This is a genomic window from Vibrio sp. 10N.261.51.A3 (genome assembly GCF_041471965.1).
In the GTDB taxonomy this organism is placed as follows: Bacteria; Pseudomonadota; Gammaproteobacteria; order Enterobacterales; family Vibrionaceae; genus Vibrio; species Vibrio crassostreae_C.
On record NZ_JBFRPK010000001.1, the window covers coordinates 16,767 to 36,196 of the forward strand.

Below are 19,430 nucleotides of genomic sequence, written 5' to 3' on the forward strand. Positions count from 1 at the left end.
TTGTGATAACACATAGTAATATTGTGAAAACACCAAATATTGCTCGTAAGCTAAGATGCTTACCAGGCCGTCTATTCTGCTTTTCAGCACTTTTTTAAAGCCTCCCATTATGGGGGGCTTTTTTATGGCCAATACATTATTGTGGGGAAGAAGATCATGGCGAATTCGCTCTATCAAAAGCACATCATCTCAATTCCAGAGCTTTCTCGTGAAGAGCTAGAATTAATTGTTCAAACGGCAGGTCAGCTAAAGGCTGAGCCAAACCCAGAACTCATCAAGAACAAAGTTGTTGCCAGCTGCTTCTTCGAACCTTCTACGCGAACTCGTCTCTCTTTTGAAACTGCGATTCAACGCATCGGTGGTGATGTGATTGGTTTCGACAGTGGTGGTAACACTTCTTTGGCAAAGAAAGGCGAAACGCTAGCGGACTCGGTACAGGTTATCTCTTCATACGTTGACGCTTACGTGATGCGTCACCCTCAAGAAGGCGCAGCGCGTCTGGCTTCTGAGTTCTCAAACGGTGTACCTGTTATTAACGCAGGTGACGGCGCAAACCAACACCCAACACAAACGTTACTAGACCTATTCTCTATCGCTGAGACACAAGGCCGCCTCGACAACCTAAACGTTGCATTCGTTGGTGACCTTAAGTACGGCCGTACGGTTCACTCATTGACTCAAGCACTAGCGAAGTTCGACAACATCTGTTTCTACTTCGTGGCTCCAGAAGCTCTAGCGATGCCAGACTACATTTGCGAAGAGCTTGATGAAGCGGGCATCAAGTACCAACTATTGACGGACATGGAAGATGTGATTCCTGAGCTCGATGTCTTGTACATGACTCGAGTTCAAAAAGAGCGCTTCGATGAGTCAGAATACGCGCACATAAAATCCGCATACATCCTGACCGCTTCGATGCTGGAAAATGCACGCGATAACCTGAAGGTTCTGCACCCTCTTCCTCGCGTTGATGAAATTACTGTCGATGTCGATAAAACACCTTACGCTTACTACTTCCAGCAAGCAGAGAATGGTGTTTACGCTCGTGAAGCATTGCTAGCCCTTGTTCTTAACGAAACGCTGTAGAGGAGAGATATCATGTCTAAAGAGACTCAATTAAAAGTTGAAGCAATCAGAAACGGTACTGTTATCGACCATATCCCAGCTAATATCGGGATCAAGGTGCTAAAACTGTTCGACATGCACAATTCTCATCAGCGCGTGACGATTGGCCTGAATCTACCGTCTTCTGCACTAGGCGGAAAAGACCTGCTCAAGATTGAGAATGTGTTTATCACAGAAGAACAGGCGAGCAAGCTGGCACTTTATGCGCCTCATGCAACAGTAAACCAAATCGAAGATTACGAAGTAGTTAAGAAGCTACCACTAGAACTTCCTGAGCAAATCAACGATGTGTTCGAGTGTCCAAATACTAACTGTATTACTCACAATGAACCGGTTGAAAGTAGCTTTAAGATCTTTGAAAAGAAAGAAGATATTCGATTGAAGTGTAAGTATTGCGAAAAAGTCTTCTCTCGCGAGATCGTAACAGAAAGATAACGTCATACGGCAAAGCAGACCGAATGTAAAAACTATCAAATACCTCGCCTGTGCGGGGTATTTTGCACTTTACCTATCCAAAGTTTGAAGGCACACTGAAAATTGATTTTTATCTAATAACTGATGGAATAAACCAATGACTAAAGTACTTCACACAGAATCTGCTCCAGCTGCAATCGGCCCATACGTACAAGGCGTTGACCTTGGCAACATGGTACTGACTTCTGGTCAAATCCCAGTAAACCCAGCAACTGGTGAAGTATCTGCTGATATCGCAGAGCAAGCTCGCCAATCTCTAGACAACGTTCAAGCGGTTGTTGAAGCTTCAGGCCTGACTGTAAAAGACATCGTAAAACTAACGGTATTCGTTAAAGACCTAAACGACTTCGGCACAGTAAACGAGGTTTACGGCAAATTCTTCGATGAGCACGGCGTTGCAAACTACCCTGCACGTTCATGTGTTGAAGTAGCTCGTCTACCAAAAGATGTAGGTATCGAGATCGAAGCTATTGCGGTTCGCAAATAGCTTTTAATCTCTAGATTAAACACCTTCGGATAAACGACTTAGCGTAATGCTGAGTGTTTATTAGATACAAAAAAGGTTGCCCCGTTGGCAACCTTTTTTATTGTTCATCGTTTCGCTTAGATAATTACTTTTTATTAAGCTCAACCACTTCTTTGTCTAACTCTTCAAGTTTCGCAGCCATCTGCTCACGAGCTAGGTTAGCCAGTTCACGAACATTAGACTTGTCGTAGCCTTCGGTGCTGATTGGTGGCAGCATTTCAACAATCACGTGGCCATTGTTCCAACGGTTTAGCTTCACGCCACCTGTTGAGCTACATACGATAGGGATGATAGGTAAGCCAGCACCAATCGCAGCATGGAATGCACCTGTTTTGAATGGCAGCAGACCACGGCCACGAGAACGAGTGCCCTCAGGGAACATCCAAACTGAAACATCGCTCTCTTTTAGACTCGTCACGACCTGATCAATCGTACCTACCGCTTTGCTGCGGTTAGCACGGTCAATTAGGATGTTACCCGTCAACCAGTAAAGCTGACCAAATAGAGGCATCCACACTAGGCTCTTTTTACCAACAGTTACCACTTTTGGCGTTACCGCAGATGAAATCGTGAATAGATCCCAGCTGTTTTGGTGGTTCGCTACATAAACATGTTGGCCGCGAGAGTAAGCATCTTCTGGGATGCGAAGCTCTAACTTCATGCCGAAGATCTTCGACATGCGACCGAAATAACGGCCAAAGGTAAATACGTGTTTCGGGTTGCGTGGACTTAATAGGCAGTAACCACAACCAAATACAAACATAAGAATCGCAAATATCGCCACTGCGAAAATACGTAATATTGCTATCATTTTGTTCCTCACCGACCGCCAAGTTGATTCATCTATTCACGCAAAAATGAGCAATAGATTTACTTGCGGTAAATACAACTATAAAAAAGCCGAAACCAAGGTTCCGACTTTTATGTTTTTATCTTACTGATTCATGAAGTCACTAACCTAAGTTAGCTCGACTCACGAAATCGTGTAATGTTTGCGCCTAAGGCTGACAATTTATCTTCAATCTTATCGTAGCCACGATCGATGTGATAAATACGGTCAACGATGGTTTCACCTTGAGCAATACAGCCAGCAATTACAAGGCTCGCAGATGCGCGAAGGTCCGTTGCCATTACTTGAGCGCCGCTCAGTTTTTCCGTTTCACCACAGATAGCCGTGTTGCCTTCGATTTCCGCTTTTGCACCCATTCGCTGTAACTCAGGAATGTGCATAAAACGGTTTTCAAAGATAGTCTCAGTGATAACACCACTGCCCTTCGCCATCATGTTAAGCAGAGTAAACTGTGCTTGCATGTCGGTTGGGAAACCAGGGTGAGGTGCCGTTACGATTTTCACCGCTTTCAGTTCACGACCCGTCATATCAAGACTGATCCAGTCTTCGCCCGTTTCAACCTTCGCACCCGCTTCTTCAAGCTTCGCTAAGGCAGCTTCAAGAAGATGAGCGTTGGTGTTGCGACAAACCACTTTACCGCCAGAAACAGCAGCAGCAACCAGGAAAGTACCTGTTTCAATACGGTCAGCAACCACAGAGTGTTGGCCACCACCAAGACGTTCAACGCCTTCGATAGTAATCGTATCTGTACCTGCGCCAGAAATTTTAGCACCCAGTTTGTTTAGGAAGTCAGCCGTATCAACAATCTCAGGCTCACGCGCTGAGTTATCGAGTACTGTTGTTCCTTCCGCTAGCGTTGCTGCACACATGATAGTAATGGTGGCACCCACACTTACTTTATCCATCACGATGTGCGCGCCTTTCAGACGGCCATCAACACTTGCTTTCACATAACCATCTTCCAACTTAATGGTCGCACCTAGTTGCTCTAGGCCGTGGATATGCAGATCAACAGGTCGAGCACCAATTGCACAACCGCCTGGAAGTGACACTTGGCCTTCACCAAAACGAGCGACTAGAGGACCTAAAGCCCAGATAGAAGCACGCATTGTTTTCACTAAATCGTAAGGCGCACAAAATTCATTAATTTCGCTGCCATCAACATGAACACTACCATTACGCGATACTTTTGCGCCTAAACGCTTAAGCAGTTCCATCGTAGTATCGATGTCACGTAGGTGAGGAACGTTACTTACTTCCACTGGCTCTTCAGCAAGAATTGAAGCAAATAAGATAGGTAGCGCTGCATTTTTTGCGCCTGAGATCGTCACTTCACCGCTTAGCGGCTTATCCGATCCAATAACTCGAAACTTTTCCATCATAAACCTTAAAGTGACATCAGTTTCTTATCACGTTCCCACTCTTCCGGCGTGAAAGCCTTAATAGAAAGAGCATGGATGTCATTGCGTTGAATGTATTCCATTAGTGGGCCGTAGATTAGTTGCTGCTTCTTAACTCGATTCATGCCGTCAAAACATGGATCAACCGCAACAACTTCGTAATGACTGCCTTCCCCTTTCACGAAAATTTCCTGAAGGTTCAGTGCTTCTGCTAATAATTCTTGTACTTTTGTGCTGTCCACAAATAGCTCCTGCCTAATTTTTTATGTGTTCTGCCATCATTGGCTGGATATTGCTCAATTGGAACAACGTTCGTAATTGTTCTGGCACGAAACTGAGCATTATATGACAGTTTTGATTTTTTGCATGCTCTAATAAGTGAATTAGCATCACCATTCCTGCTGAATCGACTCGATTTATATGGCTAAGGTCAATTTCAACGCTCGATTCCGTCGTTTGCCACTTTTCCAATATACGCCAGATTGCAGGGACACTGTCTCGGTCTAAATCACCGAACAGTTGATACTCTTTAGAGCTTAGTGCTTGCCATTGAGAATGGCTCATTATTTGTTACTCTCAAAACGAATCGGTTGTGCGGCTAATTTCTCTAGTTCGTCTGCAACTTGTAAGATGCCTTCTTGACGAATCTTAGTATTCCACTCCGATTGCTTGCTCGACAACAAGCTAATACCTTCGGCAACCATATCAAATGCTTTCCACTCGCCAGATTTCTTGTCTTTGCGAAGCTTAAATTCAAGCTTAATGTTTGGTCGCGGCGTATCGATGATGTCGACCTTGATACTGGTAATGCGGCTATCCCCTTTGATTTTTGGTTCTGGACCAAATTCAATCGTCTGATCTGTGTATTGAGTCAGCACTTGGGCATAAGAAGAAACAAGGTATTTACGGAATGAATCGATAAACACGCCCACGTCTTTTCTATCCGCGCCTTTCAAGTTTGGTCCAAGTAACTTAAGAGCTGCATATTGTGCATTCACATAAGGCATCAACTCTTCTTCCACGATGACCTTCAATAACTCTGGATCTTGGTGGATGTTGTCTTGTTCACTCTTCAAACGCTCAAATGCCACTTCGGCAACTTGAGTCATCATCTGGTAAGGCTGAGTACGGTCAATCGATTCTGCAGCAAAGGCTTGGGTAGAAATAAGCAACGCCATTGCCGCCATAAACATTGATTTCAAGTAACCAATAGCTTTTAAATAACTAATAGTTTTCAACATTATCTTATTCCTTAGCTTCGCTGTCATTAGAACCACCAACGCTATACAGCACTTGGCCAATCAAATCTTCTAGTACCAATGCTGACTTAGTGTCTTCAATTGAATCACCATCGACCAACATCTCTTCATCATCAAAAATGAAGCCTGGAACCAGACTAATGTACTGCTCACCAATTAAGCCAGATGTTAAAATTTGAGCACTAGAGGTATCTGGAAATTGTGAGTACTTCCCGTCAATAGACAGTTCAACGACAGGAAGGTAGCTCTCGGTATCAAGCTCAATGCTTTTAACTCGTCCAACAACGACGCCACCCACTTTCACTGGAGAACGAACTTTTAGGCTGCCAATGTTGTCAAAGGTCGCTTTTAGATTGTAAGTATGGTTCGAACCTATGCCTTTTACGTCAGCGACTTGAAAGATCATGATTAAGATTGCGCAAATTCCGGCAATAACAAAGGTGCCGACCCATAATTCTAATTTTCGAGTTTGTTGCATGATTAATTCCCAAACATCAATGCGGTAAGAACAAAATCTAGCCCTAGTACCGCTAGAGAAGAGTGCACTACAGTGCGTGTGGTTGCCTGACTGATACCTTCTGAAGTCGGTACTGCGTCATAACCATTGAAAAGTGCGATCCAAGTTACGGTGATAGCGAAGACCATACATTTGATCATGCTGTTACCAATATCTCGGCCAAGTTCTACTGAAGACTGCATCGCAGACCAGAAACTGCCGTGATCAATGCCTTTCCAATCAACACCAACCAGTTGACCGCCCCAAATACCTACCGCCATAAAAATCATAGCAAGCAATGGCATTGAGATAAGCCCGGCCCAAAGACGTGGTGCAATAATGCGTTTAAGAGGGTCAACGGCCATCATCTCAAGGCTTGAGATCTGCTCTGTTGCCTTCATTAACCCAATCTCTGCCGTGAGTGCTGAACCGGCTCGACCTGCAAATAATAACGCAGTCACCACAGGCCCCAACTCACGCAACAGTGAAAGCGCGACCATTTGACCAAGGTTTCCCTCAGCGCCGTAGTCAATTAACACGACATAGCCCTGCAGGCTGAGCACCATGCCGATAAACAGACCCGAAACTAAAATAATAGCCAATGACTGAACGCCAACGCTATAAAGTTGTTTTACTAATAAGGGGAAGTTTTTTAGTCGCGGGATGCCAAACAAAGCCCCAAATAACATCAGGCTTGCTCGACCAAATGACTCACAGCTCGCAAGTGTACGCTTACCGACACCCGCAATAGTTTTAACAATCATATTAAAACAAATCCTTTTCTAAGCTCTTCGCAGGGAATCTAAATGGTACTGGACCATCGGCTTCGCCTTGCAAAAATTGCTGCACTCTCGGATCGCTATTGTTGTACAACTCATCAGGTGTTCCAGCGGCAATAATCTTGCTATCTGCCATGAGGTAAACCCAATCAGCAATACTCATCACCTCTGGCACATCGTGAGAAACAACAATCGAGGTTAAGCCCAAGGCTTGATTGAGATTTCGTATCAATTCAACCAATACGCCCATGGTGATGGGATCTTGGCCAACAAACGGCTCATCGTACATGATAAGTTCTGGATCCAGTGCGATTGCGCGCGCCAGTGCGGCACGCCTAGCCATTCCGCCAGACAACTCACTCGGCATCAATTGCGCAGCACCACGTAATCCTACCGCTTCAAGCTTAAGTAATACGATGGTACGAATGAATTTTTCATTAAGTTCAGTGTGCTCTCGCAGCGGAAACGCCACATTATCAAAGACATTGAGATCCGTAAAAAGCGCACCCGATTGAAATAGCATGCTCATTTTCTTACGTGCTCGATACAGCTTTCGACGTGATAATGCAGGGACATTGTCGCCATCAAACCAAATTTCGCCTTCATCTGGCGGCAGTTGCCCACCAATCAAACGCAGTAAAGTCGTTTTGCCAATCCCAGACGGCCCCATGATTGCGGTTATCTTGCCTTGAGGCACCTCTAAACTGATGTCATCAAAGATAACGCGCTCACCACGTGAGAAGCTGAGGTTCTTAACTTTCACAAGCTCAGTGTTCAACATATTTTTGTTGTTTCCTTGCTTTAAAAAACGCCAATTATGGCTGCAATAATAATGAGTCTACTTTAGAATTAAAAGCACTGTTCAATTAATTCATATTAAACAGGAATCTATGCAGGGATTTGAAAGCATTAGGAAATTATCTATTGAGCTCTCTTTCTTGCCTGCTAACTGGTAATTAATTTGCCGAGTGACTTCCCTTTTATCTAGCAACAGGTCAAAATTAGCGGTTAATTCTCCGTTTTTATTAATTTTTTAGGAATCATCATGCTTGAAGCGATTGCGTTTCTTATTATCGGTCTAGGTTTTTTGGTGTGGAGTGCAGATAAGCTGGTTTACGGTGCCGCTGCTCTTGCTCGCAACTTCGGTATTTCACCACTAGTTATCGGTATGACGATCTTAGCAATGGGGTCTTCGGCTCCTGAAATGATGGTTTCTGCGACAGCAGCCCTTGATGGCAAAACAGATACAGCTGTAGGCAACGTACTGGGCTCTAACATCGCCAACATCGCGCTGATTTTAGGTATTACAGCCCTTATCAAGCCGTTATCGATTAGCTCAGGCGTGATTCGTCGTGAACTACCATTAATGATCGGTGTCACTCTGCTAGCGGGCGCCCTATTGTGGGATAACCATTTAGGCTTCTATGAAGGCGTGTTGTTGTTTGTTCTTTTTGCCGCGTTTTTGTTTGCTATGTTGCAAATCAGCCGCAGCGAGAAAAAGAACGGCGATGCTTTCCTTGATGAGCAAGAATCAGAGATCCCTGAAGGCGTAAGTAACCCTAAGGCTGCAATGTGGGTCGTGATTGGTCTAATCGTCCTACCTTTAGCTGCTGATATGCTGGTAGATAACGCTGTGATCATCGCGAAGTTCTTCGGCATGAGCGACCTTGTCATTGGTTTAACCATCATTGCTGTTGGTACTAGCCTTCCTGAACTTGCAGCATCACTAGCCGGCGTTATGAAGGGTGAAGATGATATGGCTGTAGGTAATATCATTGGTTCAAACGTATTCAACATCCTTGCTGTTATGGGTATCCCGGGCATCCTAAACCCTTCGATCTTGAGCGAGTTCGCTATGGGTCGTGACTTCTGGGTAATGCTAGGCGTATCGCTACTACTTGTTGTGATGGCACTAGGAAAATCTCGTAGTGTGAATCGTATTGAAGGCGGCGTGTTAATTGTGACGTTCGTGGCCTACCAAAGTTACCTATTAATGAACATGTCGGCTTAATTGTTGATTTAACTTCCCGTACTTGGAGTATTTGATGTCTCAGCCATTTGATTACCGCAGCGTTGCAAAACAAGTTTTGGAAACCGAAGTTGCAGGTCTCACTCAATTAGACCAATATTTTAATGATGATTTTTGTAAAGCTTGCGACCTTATCCTGAACAACAAAGGCAAAGTCGTTGTGATGGGCATGGGTAAATCAGGCCACATTGGCAACAAAATCGCAGCAACATTGGCAAGTACCGGGACATCGGCTTTCTTTGTTCACCCAGGCGAAGCGGCGCATGGCGACTTAGGCATGATCGAACCTGGTGATATTGTGATTGCAATATCCAACTCCGGCGAATCGGGAGAAATCCTCAGCCTATTTCCTGTGTTAAAGCGTCTGAGCATCAAGATCATCAGCATGACAGGCAAGCCAGCATCAAACATGGCAACCCTGTCTGATATCCATTTACAAATTTCAGTACCGGAAGAAGCTTGTCCGCTGGGCTTAGCACCAACAACAAGCACCACGGCGACTTTGGTCATGGGTGATGCATTAGCCGTTGCACTTTTGCAGGCTCGAGGCTTCACCGCTCAAGACTTTGCCCTGTCTCATCCTGGTGGCGCTTTAGGTCGTCAGCTGCTGTTGAAGCTCGACGACATCATGCACACAGGCGATTCACTTCCTGTTGTAGCACCCGACGCACTAGTAAGAGACGCTCTACTAGAGATATCTCAGAAAGGCTTAGGCATGACAGCAATCGTTGGTGAAGATGGCCAAATGGCCGGTATTTTTACCGATGGTGATTTACGCCGTATCTTAGACAAACGCGTTGATATCCATAACACGCAGATCGGTGATGTGATGACGCTAAACCCGACGGTAGCCGAGCCAAACATGCTCGCGGTTGAGGGCTTAAACTTGATGCAAGCGAAGAGCATCAATGGCCTGATGTTATGCCAAGAAGGTAAATTAGTCGGAGCGTTAAACATGCATGACTTACTGAAAGCAGGAGTAATGTAATGACACAGACAGTCGAAACTCTATACGGCACTGTTAATTCAGATGTATTTGCAATTGCAAAAGAGATCAAACTGCTGATTTGCGATGTCGATGGTGTCTTCTCTGATGGTCGCATCTACATGGGCAACAACGGTGAAGAGCTGAAAACCTTCCACACTCGTGACGGTTACGGTATCAAATCACTGATGAACGCAGGCATTGAAATCGCGATCATCACGGGTCGCAAATCTCAAATTGTTGAGAATCGTATGACCGCTCTAGGCATTAAGCTGATTTATCAAGGTCAAGACGATAAAGTTAAGGCATACCAAGATATTTGCGATAAGCTTTCTGTAAACCCTGAAAATACAGGTTACATCGGAGACGATCTGATTGACTGGCCTGTAATGGAAAAAGTTGGCTTGAAGGTCTGTGTGGCAGATGGGCACCCGCTACTTGCAAAGCGTGCAAACTACGTGACAGCCATTAACGGTGGTCATGGCGCGGTACGTGAAGTCTGTGACCTTATTTTACAAGCAAGAAATGAACTCGACGTGCATAAAGGTTTAAGCATATGAGTTTTACTCGTATTATCTATTTAATACTCATATTTATTGCCTCTTGGTCGACCTATTACTTGTACGACAAAGAGCAAACATCAACGATACAAGTGGCTCCAAATTTGGAGCTGCCCGCGTTTAGTGGCAAAAGCCTGAACAACATTAGCTACGACGAAAGCGGTATTCGCAGCTATCAGGTTGAATCGACGTATTTAGAACACTACTCAGTAGTTGGCGATACGCACTTTCAAAACCCAGTTCTTTCGGTATTCCGTGAAGGGCACACGATTGAATGGCAAGTCACCGCTGATCGCGCGATTATGGATGAGAATCAAGTTGTCACGTTTTATGACAACGTCGTGGCAAAGAACCTGTTGCCAGAAGCCAGCTTCGATACAATGACCACAGATAAAATGGTTGTTGAGCTGCCTAGCCGAGATTTTTATTCAGAGACTCCGGTCCATATGATCGGTACATTTTTTGAAACTGAGGGACAAGCAATGAAAGGTAACTTCGGTACCAACAATGCAATCCTCTTTAATTCTGTTCAAGGTAGATATGAAACTCTTACACCTTAGTTTATTCGCTTTGACCCTTGCGGCACCAAATGTCTATGCTCTGTCTTCGGATAGTGAGCAACCTGTCTACATTGACTCAGACAGCCAGCAATTGGATATGAAAAGTAACCAAGTGACTTTCCTTGGTGATGTGAACCTTAAACAAGGCAGCATCAATATCAATGCCGATAAGGTTATTGTTACTCGTAACGCCGTAAACGGTGAGATTGAAGAAATTCAAGGCTTCGGTAAGCCAGCAACCTTCTCTCAGCTTACTGACGACGGTAAGACACTCTACGGTGAAGCTGACGACCTGCACTACCAGCTTGTTGCCGACCGACTGATCATGACTAAGAATGCGATGTTATCTCAAGATGGCAGCATCATTCGCGGTTCTAAGATCACTTACCAGATCGGTTCTCAGAAATTAGTCGCTGACAGTGGTGAAAACAAACGAGTGTCAACGGTTTTACAACCAACGGAAGTGAATAAGTAACGATGGCTGTTCTTAAAGCAAAAAACCTAGCGAAAACCTACAGTAAACGTAAGGTTGTTACCGATGTAAGCTTACAGGTAGAGTCAGGCCAGATCGTCGGTCTGCTTGGGCCTAACGGTGCAGGTAAAACCACATCTTTCTATATGATTGTTGGTTTGGTGGCGCGTGATGAAGGTACCATCAGCATTGATGACCGAGACATCAGTATCTTACCAATGCACAGCCGCTCTCGTCTTGGTATCGGTTACCTGCCTCAAGAAGCATCGATTTTCCGTAAGTTGTCCGTAGAGAACAACATCATGGCGGTTTTACAAACCCGTGATGAAATGACCAACGAACAACGCCAAGATAAGCTGGAAGACCTGCTAGAAGAGTTCCACATCCAACATATCCGCACCAGCAATGGTATGGCTCTGTCGGGTGGTGAGCGTCGTCGTGTAGAGATTGCTCGTGCACTAGCAGCAAACCCGCAGTTCATTCTATTGGATGAACCATTCGCCGGTGTTGACCCGATCTCAGTAATCGATATCAAAAAAATCATTGTTCACCTGCGTGATCGCGGCTTGGGCGTTTTGATTACCGACCACAACGTTCGTGAAACATTAGACGTGTGTGAAAAAGCTTACATCGTAAGCCAAGGACACCTGATCGCTGAGGGTACTCCTGAAGATGTTCTCAATAACGAACAAGTTAAACAAGTTTATCTAGGCGAACAATTCCGTCTATGATTATATAGAGAGTATCGAGAGTTCTAAGAATAATAACTAGGTAAGTCACACTGAATGAAACCCTCATTACAACTTAAGCTAGGCCAACAGTTAGCAATGACTCCTCAATTGCAGCAAGCGATTCGTTTGTTGCAATTGTCTACTTTAGATTTGCAGCAAGAGATTCAAGAAGCACTTGAATCTAACCCACTACTCGATGTCGAAGAAGGCAATGAAGATACGCCAACATCGGAAGAAAAACCTAGCAGTGACGAAAAAGAAACTGTTGAAGCCACAGAGCAAGACTTACCTGATAGCTCAGACTTAATCGAAAAATCAGAGATTGGCAACGAACTAGAAATCGACACAACTTGGGAAGACGTCTACAGCGCGAACACCGGTAACACGGGTATTGCGATTGATGACGACATGCCGGTTTATCAAGGCGAAACCACTCAAAGCCTGCACGATTACCTACTTTGGCAACTCGACTTAACGCCATTCACTGACACCGACCGAAGCATCGCTTTTGCATTAATCGATGCCATCGACGACTACGGCTACCTCACTGTAACTTGTGAAGACATCCTTGAAAACTTCGACAATGAAGAGATCGAGCTTGATGAAATTGAAGCGGTACGTAAACGAATTCAGCAGTTTGATCCGCTAGGTGTCGGTTCAGTCAACCTGCAAGATTGCTTGTTACTGCAACTGGCAACCTTTCCCCAAGATACGCCTTGGCTTAACGAAGCTAAGTTAGTACTTACTAGCCATATCGACCAACTCGGCAATCGCGATTACAAACTGGTTATCAAAGAGACCAAGTTGAAAGAAGCAGAACTACGTGAAGTTTTGCAACTGATTCAACAGCTGGACCCTCGTCCTGGCAGTAAGATTACTCCGGATGAAACTGAGTATGTGGTTCCAGATGTATCTGTCTTCAAAGACCTTGGCAAATGGTTAGTGACCATTAACCCTGATAGCGTGCCTAAGTTGAAAGTGAATCAGCAGTACGCTGATCTGGGCAGTAAAGGCAACAGCGCCGACAATCAATACATCCGCTCAAATTTGCAAGAAGCAAAGTGGTTAATTAAAAGCCTAGAGAGCCGAAATGAGACGCTACTCAAAGTTGCGCGATGCATTGTTGAACATCAGCGTGATTTCTTCGAACATGGCGAAGAAGCGATGAAGCCAATGGTTCTTAATGATGTTGCGTTAGCTGTTGATATGCACGAATCCACGATCTCTCGTGTGACGACTCAAAAATTCATGCATACGCCACGTGGCATCTTCGAGCTCAAATACTTTTTCTCAAGCCATGTCAGCACTGACAATGGCGGTGAATGTTCATCTACAGCAATTCGCGCACTCATCAAGAAGCTTGTCGCAGCGGAAAATACCGCGAAGCCTCTAAGTGATAGTAAGATTGCTGCTTTACTGGCTGACCAAGGAATTCAGGTAGCTAGACGTACCATAGCGAAATACCGTGAGTCTCTGGGCATTGCCCCATCGAGTCAGCGTAAACGCCTGCTATAAGCTCATTTAGTCGCTAGTTACTTAGCAACTATGATCAGGCAACTAACTGAAAAGGAAAGTCTATGCAAATCAATATTCAAGGCCATCACGTTGATCTTACCGATTCAATGCAAGACTATGTTCACACCAAATTCGACAAACTTGAGCGCTTCTTTGATCATATCAATAGCGTTCAGGTTGTTTTAAAAGTTGAGAAAATCAATCAAATCGCAGAAGCTACCCTGCATATAAATCAGGGGGAAATCCATGCGACAGCAACAGATGAAAGCATGTATGCCGCGATTGATTCATTGGTTGATAAACTCGTCCGCCAACTCAACAAGCACAAAGAAAAGCTAAGTAGTCACTAACATGCAATTAAGCGAAGTACTTTCATTGGACTGCACCAAAAGTGCAGTCCAATGCACAAGCAAAAAAAGAGCCCTTGAGCTCATCAGCCAGATAGCAGCTGAGAGCTGCGGTCAAGATTCAACAGAGCTATTTGAGTGTATGTTGAGCCGTGAGAAGATGGGCAGTACCGGTATTGGTAATGGTATCGCGATTCCCCATGCTCGTATGAATGTCAGTGATAAAGCGATAGCTGTATTACTGCAATGCCAAGATCCTATCGAATTTGATGCGATTGATAATCGTCCTGTCGACCTACTATTTGCCCTGCTTGTTCCTAGCGAACAATGCAAAGAGCATCTAAAAACCCTTTCTTGTATGGCAGAACGACTAAACGACAAGCAGACTCTTAAACAGCTGCGTAATGCTCAGAGCGATCAAGAGCTTTACGACATCATGATTCAAGTGCCAACTTGCGAGCAATAACATGCGATTAATCGTGGTTAGTGGCCAATCAGGGGCCGGGAAAAGTGTTGCGTTACGAGTCCTAGAAGACTTGGGGTATTACTGTGTCGATAATCTACCAGTAAACCTGCTCAACAACTTTGTCGAATCGGTACGCGAAAGCAACCAAAACGTTGCGGTAAGTATTGATATACGTAACCTACCGAAAGAGCCTCAGTTAGTCACCGACACGCTCGAGCAACTCGAGTCAGCTACAAACATCGATGTTGATGTATTGTTCCTCGATGCCAGCAAGCAGACACTCCTTAAGCGCTACAGCGAAACCCGCAGAATCCACCCTTTATCAATTGGCCAAGAAAAGCTCTCTCTTGAGCAAGCGATTGATTTAGAGAAGACACTTCTGACACCTCTCGCAGAGCACGCCAGCATTGTGATCGACAGCAGTGACTGCAACCTCTACGAATTGAGTGAAAAGGTTCGATTTAAAGTTGAAGGCAAAGAGAAGCAAGAGCTGATCATCGTCTTTCAATCTTTCGGTTTTAAGTATGGCTTGCCAAGTGATGCCGACTACGTGTTTGATGTTCGCTTCTTACCAAACCCTCACTGGGAACCTGCACTACGACCACTAACCGGGCTAGATGCACCAATTCACTCCTTTCTAGAAGAACACTCAGAAGTTCTGGAACTCAAGCAACAGATCCAAGGCTTTGTTGAACAGTGGTTACCAATGTTAGAGAAGAACAATCGCAGTTACCTAACGGTCGCGATTGGCTGTACTGGCGGCAAACACCGCTCGGTTTATCTAACCCAGAAAATTGGTGAGTACTTTGAGCAACTTGGCCATCAAGTTCAAATCAGACACGCCTCCCTAGAGAAGCACCAACAGGGCTAACCATGGAATTAACTCGAACTGTACTGATCCAAAATCGCTTGGGTCTTCACGCTAGAGCAGCCGTAAAGTTGGTTGAGCTTGCACAAAGCTTTGATGCAACCATCACTATCCATAGCGAAGAAGATAAAACAGCAACAGCAGACAGCGTAATGGGGTTACTTATGCTGGAATCAGCGCAAGGGCAACATATTACGATTCAAGCTGCAGGTACCGATTCACAGCAAGCACTGGATGCCGTCTGTCATCTCATTGAAGACAAGTTTGATGAGGGTGAGTAGCGAAAACGCTTCACTCACAACGCCTAAGACTCAAACAACGAACCAACCAATATTAAATCTTAGTTCTATCTAAGTTTATGATTTAAATAAGCCCCAGAATTAAGTTACTATTCCAACCATTGTTAGAATAATGAGATAGGAGGAAAATATGGCAGAGCAATTAGAATTCGACCAAGCTCACCAAACCCTCCAAGAAGTCAGCGAAGCCCTAGAAAACGGCCGATTTGTTCACGTACGCCGACAACTTCAGGACATGGAGCCTGAAGATATTGCACACCTTTTAGAAGCCTCCCCTCGCAAAAGTCGTGACGTACTCTGGCAACTCACCGATCCTGAAGACTACGGTGAAATTCTTGATGAACTAAACGAAGACGTCAAAGATGCTCTTGTGTCGAAAATGGCACCTGAGACCTTGGCAGAAGCAACCGAAGGTATGGAAACCGATGACGTCGCGTACGTACTTCGAAGCCTACCCGACGATGTTTCTCGCGAAGTCCTTTCTCAAATGGACTCCGTCGATCGTGCATTAGTTGAAACTGCCCTGTCGTACCCTGAAGATTCAGCGGGTGCGATCATGAACACCGACGTAATCACGATTCGTGGTGATGTCGATGTTGACGTTGTATTGCGCTACATGCGTATGCGTGGCGAACTGCCGGATGCAACTGATGCTCTGTATGTTATTGATGAAGAAGAACGTCTTATCGGTAACCTATCACTTACCACGCTAGTAACGACTCAACCTGATGTCCCTGTTTCAGAAGTGATGGATGATGCCGACGAAGCGATCGCGGTAGAAACCAGTGCGTCAGATATCGCGAGCCTGTTTGAACGTCGTAACTGGGTTTCTGCGCCTGTCATCGATAGTAACCAGCACCTTGTTGGTCGTATCACCATCGATGACGTGGTTGATGTTATCCGTGAAGATGCCGAACACTCAATGATGAGTATGGCGGGTATGGACGATGACGAAGATACCTTCGCACCGGTCGTAAAATCTGCTCGTCGTCGTAGTGTGTGGCTTGGTGCTAACGTACTCGCAGCACTGGCGGCAGCATCTGTATCAAACATGTTTGAAGCAACGCTCGATCAAATGGCAGCGATTGCGGTTCTGATGACTATCGTGCCTTCGATGGGGGGTGTTGCGGGTAACCAAACCGTTGCTCTGGTGATTCGTGGTTTGGCACTCGGTCATATCGGTGACAGTAACAAACGCGAACTGCTACTCAAAGAGGCAGCCATCGGCTTCCTAAACGGCGTTCTATGGGCCGTTATCATTGGTGGTATCGTTGTAGCTTGGAAAGGTAACTGGATACTGGGAGGCATCATCTCAGCGGCGATGATGACCAACTTGATTGTCGCAGGTATTGCTGGTGTAACTATCCCAGTGATGTTGAAGAAGATGAATATCGATCCAGCCCTTGCTGGCGGTATGGCACTGACCACAGTAACCGATGTTATTGGCCTATCGGTGTTCCTAGGCTTAGCGACCATACTGATCTAGTTAGCATAAGCAGTTAGCCAATTTTTGGCGAAATACAGAAAACAAAAAGGGAGCCACGGCTCCCTTTTTTAATTCATCAGATTCGCTTTAATTGAATTACTCACCCGCGACTTTCATCGACTCAAGCAGGATAGAACCCGTTTGAATTTGCGAACGTGTTTCTACGTCGTTACCCACAGCAACAATCTGAGTAAACATGTCTTTTAGGTTACCTGCGATTGTTACTTCTGATACTGGGTATTGGATCTCTCCGTTTTCAACCCAGAAACCTGCAGCGCCACGTGAATAATCACCCGTTACGGTGTTTACGCCTTGGCCCATCACTTCAGTGACTAGGAAGCCAGTACCCAACTCTTTTAGCATCTGCTCAAAGTTTTGACCGGTCGATTTAACGAACCAGTTATGAATACCACCAGCATGACCGGTTGGCGTCATATCCATCTTACGTGCGGCATAGCTCGTTAGTAGGTAAGTTGCTAGCACACCGTCAGTGATGATTTCACGATCTTGAGTGAACACACCTTCGCTATCGAATGGGCTTGAAGCCAAACCACGCAAGATATGTGGTCGCTCAGAAATGTTAAACCAGTCAGGTAGGATTTTCTGACCGAGATGATCCAATAGGAATGACGACTTGCGGTAAAGGTTACCGCCACTGATCGCCATAACAAGGTGACCAATCAAGCCAGTTGCCACATCATTAGCGAACATAATTGGGTACTGGCCTGTTGGTAGCTTTTTCGCATCCAAACGGCTAATGGTCTTTTCTGCAGCTTCTTGACCTACACGCTCAGGCGTCCACAGCTCGTCACGGTGACGTGCAACGGTGTAGCTGTAGTCACGCTCCATCTCACCGTTAGCGCCTTGTCCAATTACACAGCAGCTCGTGCTATGACGACTAGAAGCATAGCTTGCTAGTAAGCCATGGCTGTTACCATAAACCTTAACGCCATAGTGGCTGTCGTAGCTTGCGCCATCACTCTGTTTGATCTTATCGCTATAAGCTAACGCTTGCTTCTCAGCAGCAATCGCAATCTCAGCGGCATAGTCAGGGTTTGGTTCATCAGGGTGAAAAAGATCCAAATCTGGAATTTCTTTTACCATGTATTCTTTTGCCGCAGGACCGGCAAATGGGTCTTCAGAAGTGTACTGAGCGATATCAAGTGCGGCCGCGACGGTTTGAGCAATCGCCTTTTCACTCAGATCAGATGTAGATGCGCTGCCTTTTTTCTGGCCGCGATAAACAGTAATACCTAGCGCACCATCACTATTAAATTCAACGTTTTCCACTTCACACATACGTGTTGAAACACTTAAACCCGTTGACTTAGTAATAGCGACCTCAGCTGCGTCTGCACTCACTGATGCCATATCCAACGCTTTAGCTACTGCGGCTTCTAGCTCAACTCTTTGCTGGGCGACTTGCTGTTTTACATCCATATCTATTCTAATTTTTTAGGTCAATATTACGTAGGATAACAAGAATTTCGCTTTCTCCCCAAGATTCTTGCTAAAATAGGCAATATATTCGTTTGAGATAGTGACATAGGCAGAAAAGATGGCTCGCAAAAACCAAAAAGCCCCATGGGAACCAGAAGAAGAAATCATCTGGGTAAGTAAGACAGAAATGAAAACCGACATGGAAGCGCTACAAAAACTGGGGGAAGAACTTGTTTCCCTGAAGCCTTCTGTATTAGACAAGTTTCCTCTGTCTGAAGATTTGGCACAAGCGATTAAAGATGCACAACGCTTTAAAAATGAAGCGAAGCGCCGTCAACTTCAATACATTGGTAAAGTAATGCGCAATGTTGATCCTGAGCCAATTCAAGCGGCTTTGGATAAAGTACGTAACAAGCACTCGCAAGCAACCGCTGAACTGCACAAGCTTGAGCAACTGCGTGATCGCGTTGTTGCTGAAGGCGATGCTGCCATTTCAGAAGTCATGGACATGTACCCTGAAGCAGACCGTCAGCGTCTTCGTCAGCTAGCTCGCCAAGCTAACAAAGAGAAATCAGCGAACAAGCCAGCAAAGGCTTCTCGTGAAATCTTCCAAATCTTAAAAGAGCTAAAGCTAGAAGACTAATCGTTATCTCGCTTTACTCATAGAGTGAATAAAAGACCTAGCACATGCTAGGTCTTTTTGTTTTTGACGTACTCGATATCAAGAAGCACTCAATATCAATAAATACTCACAGGAGTGATG

25 protein-coding genes are annotated in these 19,430 nt (G+C 45.1%); 16 read left to right on the top strand and 9 right to left on the bottom strand.

The window, feature by feature from the left end; all coding sequences use genetic code 11:
* The first annotated feature begins 156 nt into the window (after positions 1-156).
* The 3 genes from pyrB (at position 157) to AB4371_RS00090 (ending at position 2,086) form a co-directional block, all read left to right on the top strand.
* Positions 157-1,086, top strand: a complete 930-nt coding sequence (gene pyrB / locus AB4371_RS00080; RefSeq protein WP_012604860.1) for an aspartate carbamoyltransferase — start codon at positions 157-159, stop codon at positions 1,084-1,086.
* A gap of 12 nt (positions 1,087-1,098) precedes the next feature.
* Positions 1,099-1,560 carry an aspartate carbamoyltransferase regulatory subunit gene (pyrI, locus tag AB4371_RS00085; RefSeq protein WP_017058927.1) on the top strand — a complete coding sequence of 154 codons (462 nt, stop codon included), beginning with the start codon at positions 1,099-1,101 and terminating at the stop codon, positions 1,558-1,560.
* A gap of 136 nt (positions 1,561-1,696) precedes the next feature.
* Entirely contained in the window at positions 1,697-2,086 is a 390-nt protein-coding gene (locus tag AB4371_RS00090; RefSeq protein ID WP_004735319.1) for a RidA family protein, read from the top strand.
* Positions 2,087-2,210: 124 nt separating this feature from the next.
* On the opposite strand, the gene AB4371_RS00095 is transcribed toward AB4371_RS00090, so the two are convergent.
* The 8 genes from AB4371_RS00095 to mlaF all read right to left on the bottom strand — a co-directional run bounded on the left by AB4371_RS00095 (position 2,211) and on the right by mlaF (position 7,690).
* Positions 2,211-2,936 carry a 1-acylglycerol-3-phosphate O-acyltransferase gene (locus tag AB4371_RS00095; RefSeq protein ID WP_017058926.1) on the bottom strand — a complete coding sequence of 242 codons (726 nt, stop codon included), beginning with the start codon at positions 2,934-2,936 and terminating at the stop codon, positions 2,211-2,213.
* Positions 2,937-3,088: 152 nt separating this feature from the next.
* Complete coding sequence (murA, locus tag AB4371_RS00100; RefSeq protein ID WP_048605883.1) at positions 3,089-4,354, bottom strand: UDP-N-acetylglucosamine 1-carboxyvinyltransferase; 1,266 nt, start codon at positions 4,352-4,354, stop codon at positions 3,089-3,091.
* Positions 4,355-4,362: 8 nt separating this feature from the next.
* Entirely contained in the window at positions 4,363-4,617 is a 255-nt protein-coding gene (gene ibaG / locus AB4371_RS00105) for a BolA family iron metabolism protein IbaG (protein WP_017058924.1), read from the bottom strand.
* A 13-nt stretch (positions 4,618-4,630) separates the two neighbouring features.
* Positions 4,631-4,939: a lipid asymmetry maintenance protein MlaB gene (locus AB4371_RS00110; RefSeq protein WP_017058923.1), complete on the bottom strand. Its 309-nt coding sequence runs from the start codon at positions 4,937-4,939 to the stop codon at positions 4,631-4,633.
* Positions 4,939-5,568: an ABC transporter substrate-binding protein gene (locus AB4371_RS00115; RefSeq protein ID WP_372148597.1), complete on the bottom strand. Its 630-nt coding sequence runs from the start codon at positions 5,566-5,568 to the stop codon at positions 4,939-4,941. The genes AB4371_RS00110 and AB4371_RS00115 overlap by 1 nt, the downstream gene beginning before the upstream one ends.
* Positions 5,569-5,620: 52 nt before the next feature.
* A complete protein-coding gene (mlaD, locus tag AB4371_RS00120; RefSeq protein ID WP_017058921.1) occupies positions 5,621-6,112 on the bottom strand; it encodes an outer membrane lipid asymmetry maintenance protein MlaD in 492 nt (163 codons plus the stop codon).
* A gap of 2 nt (positions 6,113-6,114) precedes the next feature.
* Positions 6,115-6,894: a lipid asymmetry maintenance ABC transporter permease subunit MlaE gene (mlaE, locus tag AB4371_RS00125; protein WP_017058920.1), complete on the bottom strand. Its 780-nt coding sequence runs from the start codon at positions 6,892-6,894 to the stop codon at positions 6,115-6,117.
* A gap of 1 nt (position 6,895) precedes the next feature.
* A complete protein-coding gene (gene mlaF / locus AB4371_RS00130; protein ID WP_102427917.1) occupies positions 6,896-7,690 on the bottom strand; it encodes a phospholipid ABC transporter ATP-binding protein MlaF in 795 nt (264 codons plus the stop codon).
* A gap of 264 nt (positions 7,691-7,954) precedes the next feature.
* Between mlaF and AB4371_RS00135 the strand changes: the two genes are divergently transcribed.
* The 12 genes from AB4371_RS00135 (at position 7,955) to mgtE (ending at position 17,227) form a co-directional block, all read left to right on the top strand.
* The gene (locus tag AB4371_RS00135; RefSeq protein ID WP_017063737.1) at positions 7,955-8,920 is read left to right on the top strand and encodes a calcium/sodium antiporter; all 966 of its coding nucleotides are present in this window, start codon (positions 7,955-7,957) and stop codon (positions 8,918-8,920) included.
* A gap of 34 nt (positions 8,921-8,954) precedes the next feature.
* On the top strand, positions 8,955-9,926 hold the full coding sequence (gene kdsD / locus AB4371_RS00140; protein ID WP_017058917.1) for an arabinose-5-phosphate isomerase KdsD: 972 nt from the start codon (positions 8,955-8,957) through the stop codon (positions 9,924-9,926).
* Positions 9,926-10,483 (top strand): 3-deoxy-manno-octulosonate-8-phosphatase KdsC, encoded by a 558-nt coding sequence (gene kdsC, locus AB4371_RS00145; RefSeq protein WP_372148577.1) that lies wholly within the window; start codon positions 9,926-9,928, stop codon positions 10,481-10,483. Before kdsD ends, kdsC begins: the two co-directional genes overlap by 1 nt.
* Positions 10,480-11,043: an LPS export ABC transporter periplasmic protein LptC gene (gene lptC / locus AB4371_RS00150; RefSeq protein ID WP_017058915.1), complete on the top strand. Its 564-nt coding sequence runs from the start codon at positions 10,480-10,482 to the stop codon at positions 11,041-11,043. Before kdsC ends, lptC begins: the two co-directional genes overlap by 4 nt.
* On the top strand, positions 11,024-11,518 hold the full coding sequence (lptA, locus tag AB4371_RS00155) for a lipopolysaccharide transport periplasmic protein LptA (protein WP_017058914.1): 495 nt from the start codon (positions 11,024-11,026) through the stop codon (positions 11,516-11,518). Before lptC ends, lptA begins: the two co-directional genes overlap by 20 nt.
* Before the next feature lie 2 nt (positions 11,519-11,520).
* Positions 11,521-12,246, top strand: coding sequence for an LPS export ABC transporter ATP-binding protein (lptB, locus tag AB4371_RS00160; RefSeq protein ID WP_004735304.1), 726 nt, complete (start codon positions 11,521-11,523; stop codon positions 12,244-12,246).
* A 54-nt stretch (positions 12,247-12,300) separates the two neighbouring features.
* Complete coding sequence (locus AB4371_RS00165) at positions 12,301-13,761, top strand: RNA polymerase factor sigma-54 (protein ID WP_017058913.1); 1,461 nt, start codon at positions 12,301-12,303, stop codon at positions 13,759-13,761.
* A gap of 62 nt (positions 13,762-13,823) precedes the next feature.
* The gene (hpf, locus tag AB4371_RS00170; protein WP_009847742.1) at positions 13,824-14,111 is read left to right on the top strand and encodes a ribosome hibernation promoting factor; all 288 of its coding nucleotides are present in this window, start codon (positions 13,824-13,826) and stop codon (positions 14,109-14,111) included.
* A 1-nt stretch (position 14,112) separates the two neighbouring features.
* The gene (gene ptsN / locus AB4371_RS00175) at positions 14,113-14,574 is read left to right on the top strand and encodes a PTS IIA-like nitrogen regulatory protein PtsN (RefSeq protein WP_004738707.1); all 462 of its coding nucleotides are present in this window, start codon (positions 14,113-14,115) and stop codon (positions 14,572-14,574) included.
* A gap of 1 nt (position 14,575) precedes the next feature.
* Positions 14,576-15,445, top strand: coding sequence for an RNase adapter RapZ (gene rapZ, locus AB4371_RS00180; protein ID WP_017063735.1), 870 nt, complete (start codon positions 14,576-14,578; stop codon positions 15,443-15,445).
* Positions 15,446-15,447: 2 nt separating this feature from the next.
* The gene (locus AB4371_RS00185; RefSeq protein ID WP_017066670.1) at positions 15,448-15,723 is read left to right on the top strand and encodes an HPr family phosphocarrier protein; all 276 of its coding nucleotides are present in this window, start codon (positions 15,448-15,450) and stop codon (positions 15,721-15,723) included.
* A 148-nt stretch (positions 15,724-15,871) separates the two neighbouring features.
* Entirely contained in the window at positions 15,872-17,227 is a 1,356-nt protein-coding gene (mgtE, locus tag AB4371_RS00190; protein ID WP_017058911.1) for a magnesium transporter, read from the top strand.
* Between the two features lie 96 nt (positions 17,228-17,323).
* Here the strand turns inward: mgtE and pmbA are convergent, their stop codons facing one another.
* Entirely contained in the window at positions 17,324-18,667 is a 1,344-nt protein-coding gene (gene pmbA, locus AB4371_RS00195; protein WP_017058910.1) for a metalloprotease PmbA, read from the bottom strand.
* 118 nt (positions 18,668-18,785) lie between these two features.
* On the opposite strand from pmbA, the gene yjgA reads away from it, so the two are divergent.
* Positions 18,786-19,310: a ribosome biogenesis factor YjgA gene (yjgA, locus tag AB4371_RS00200; protein ID WP_017069408.1), complete on the top strand. Its 525-nt coding sequence runs from the start codon at positions 18,786-18,788 to the stop codon at positions 19,308-19,310.
* Positions 19,311-19,430: the final 120 nt, after the last annotated feature.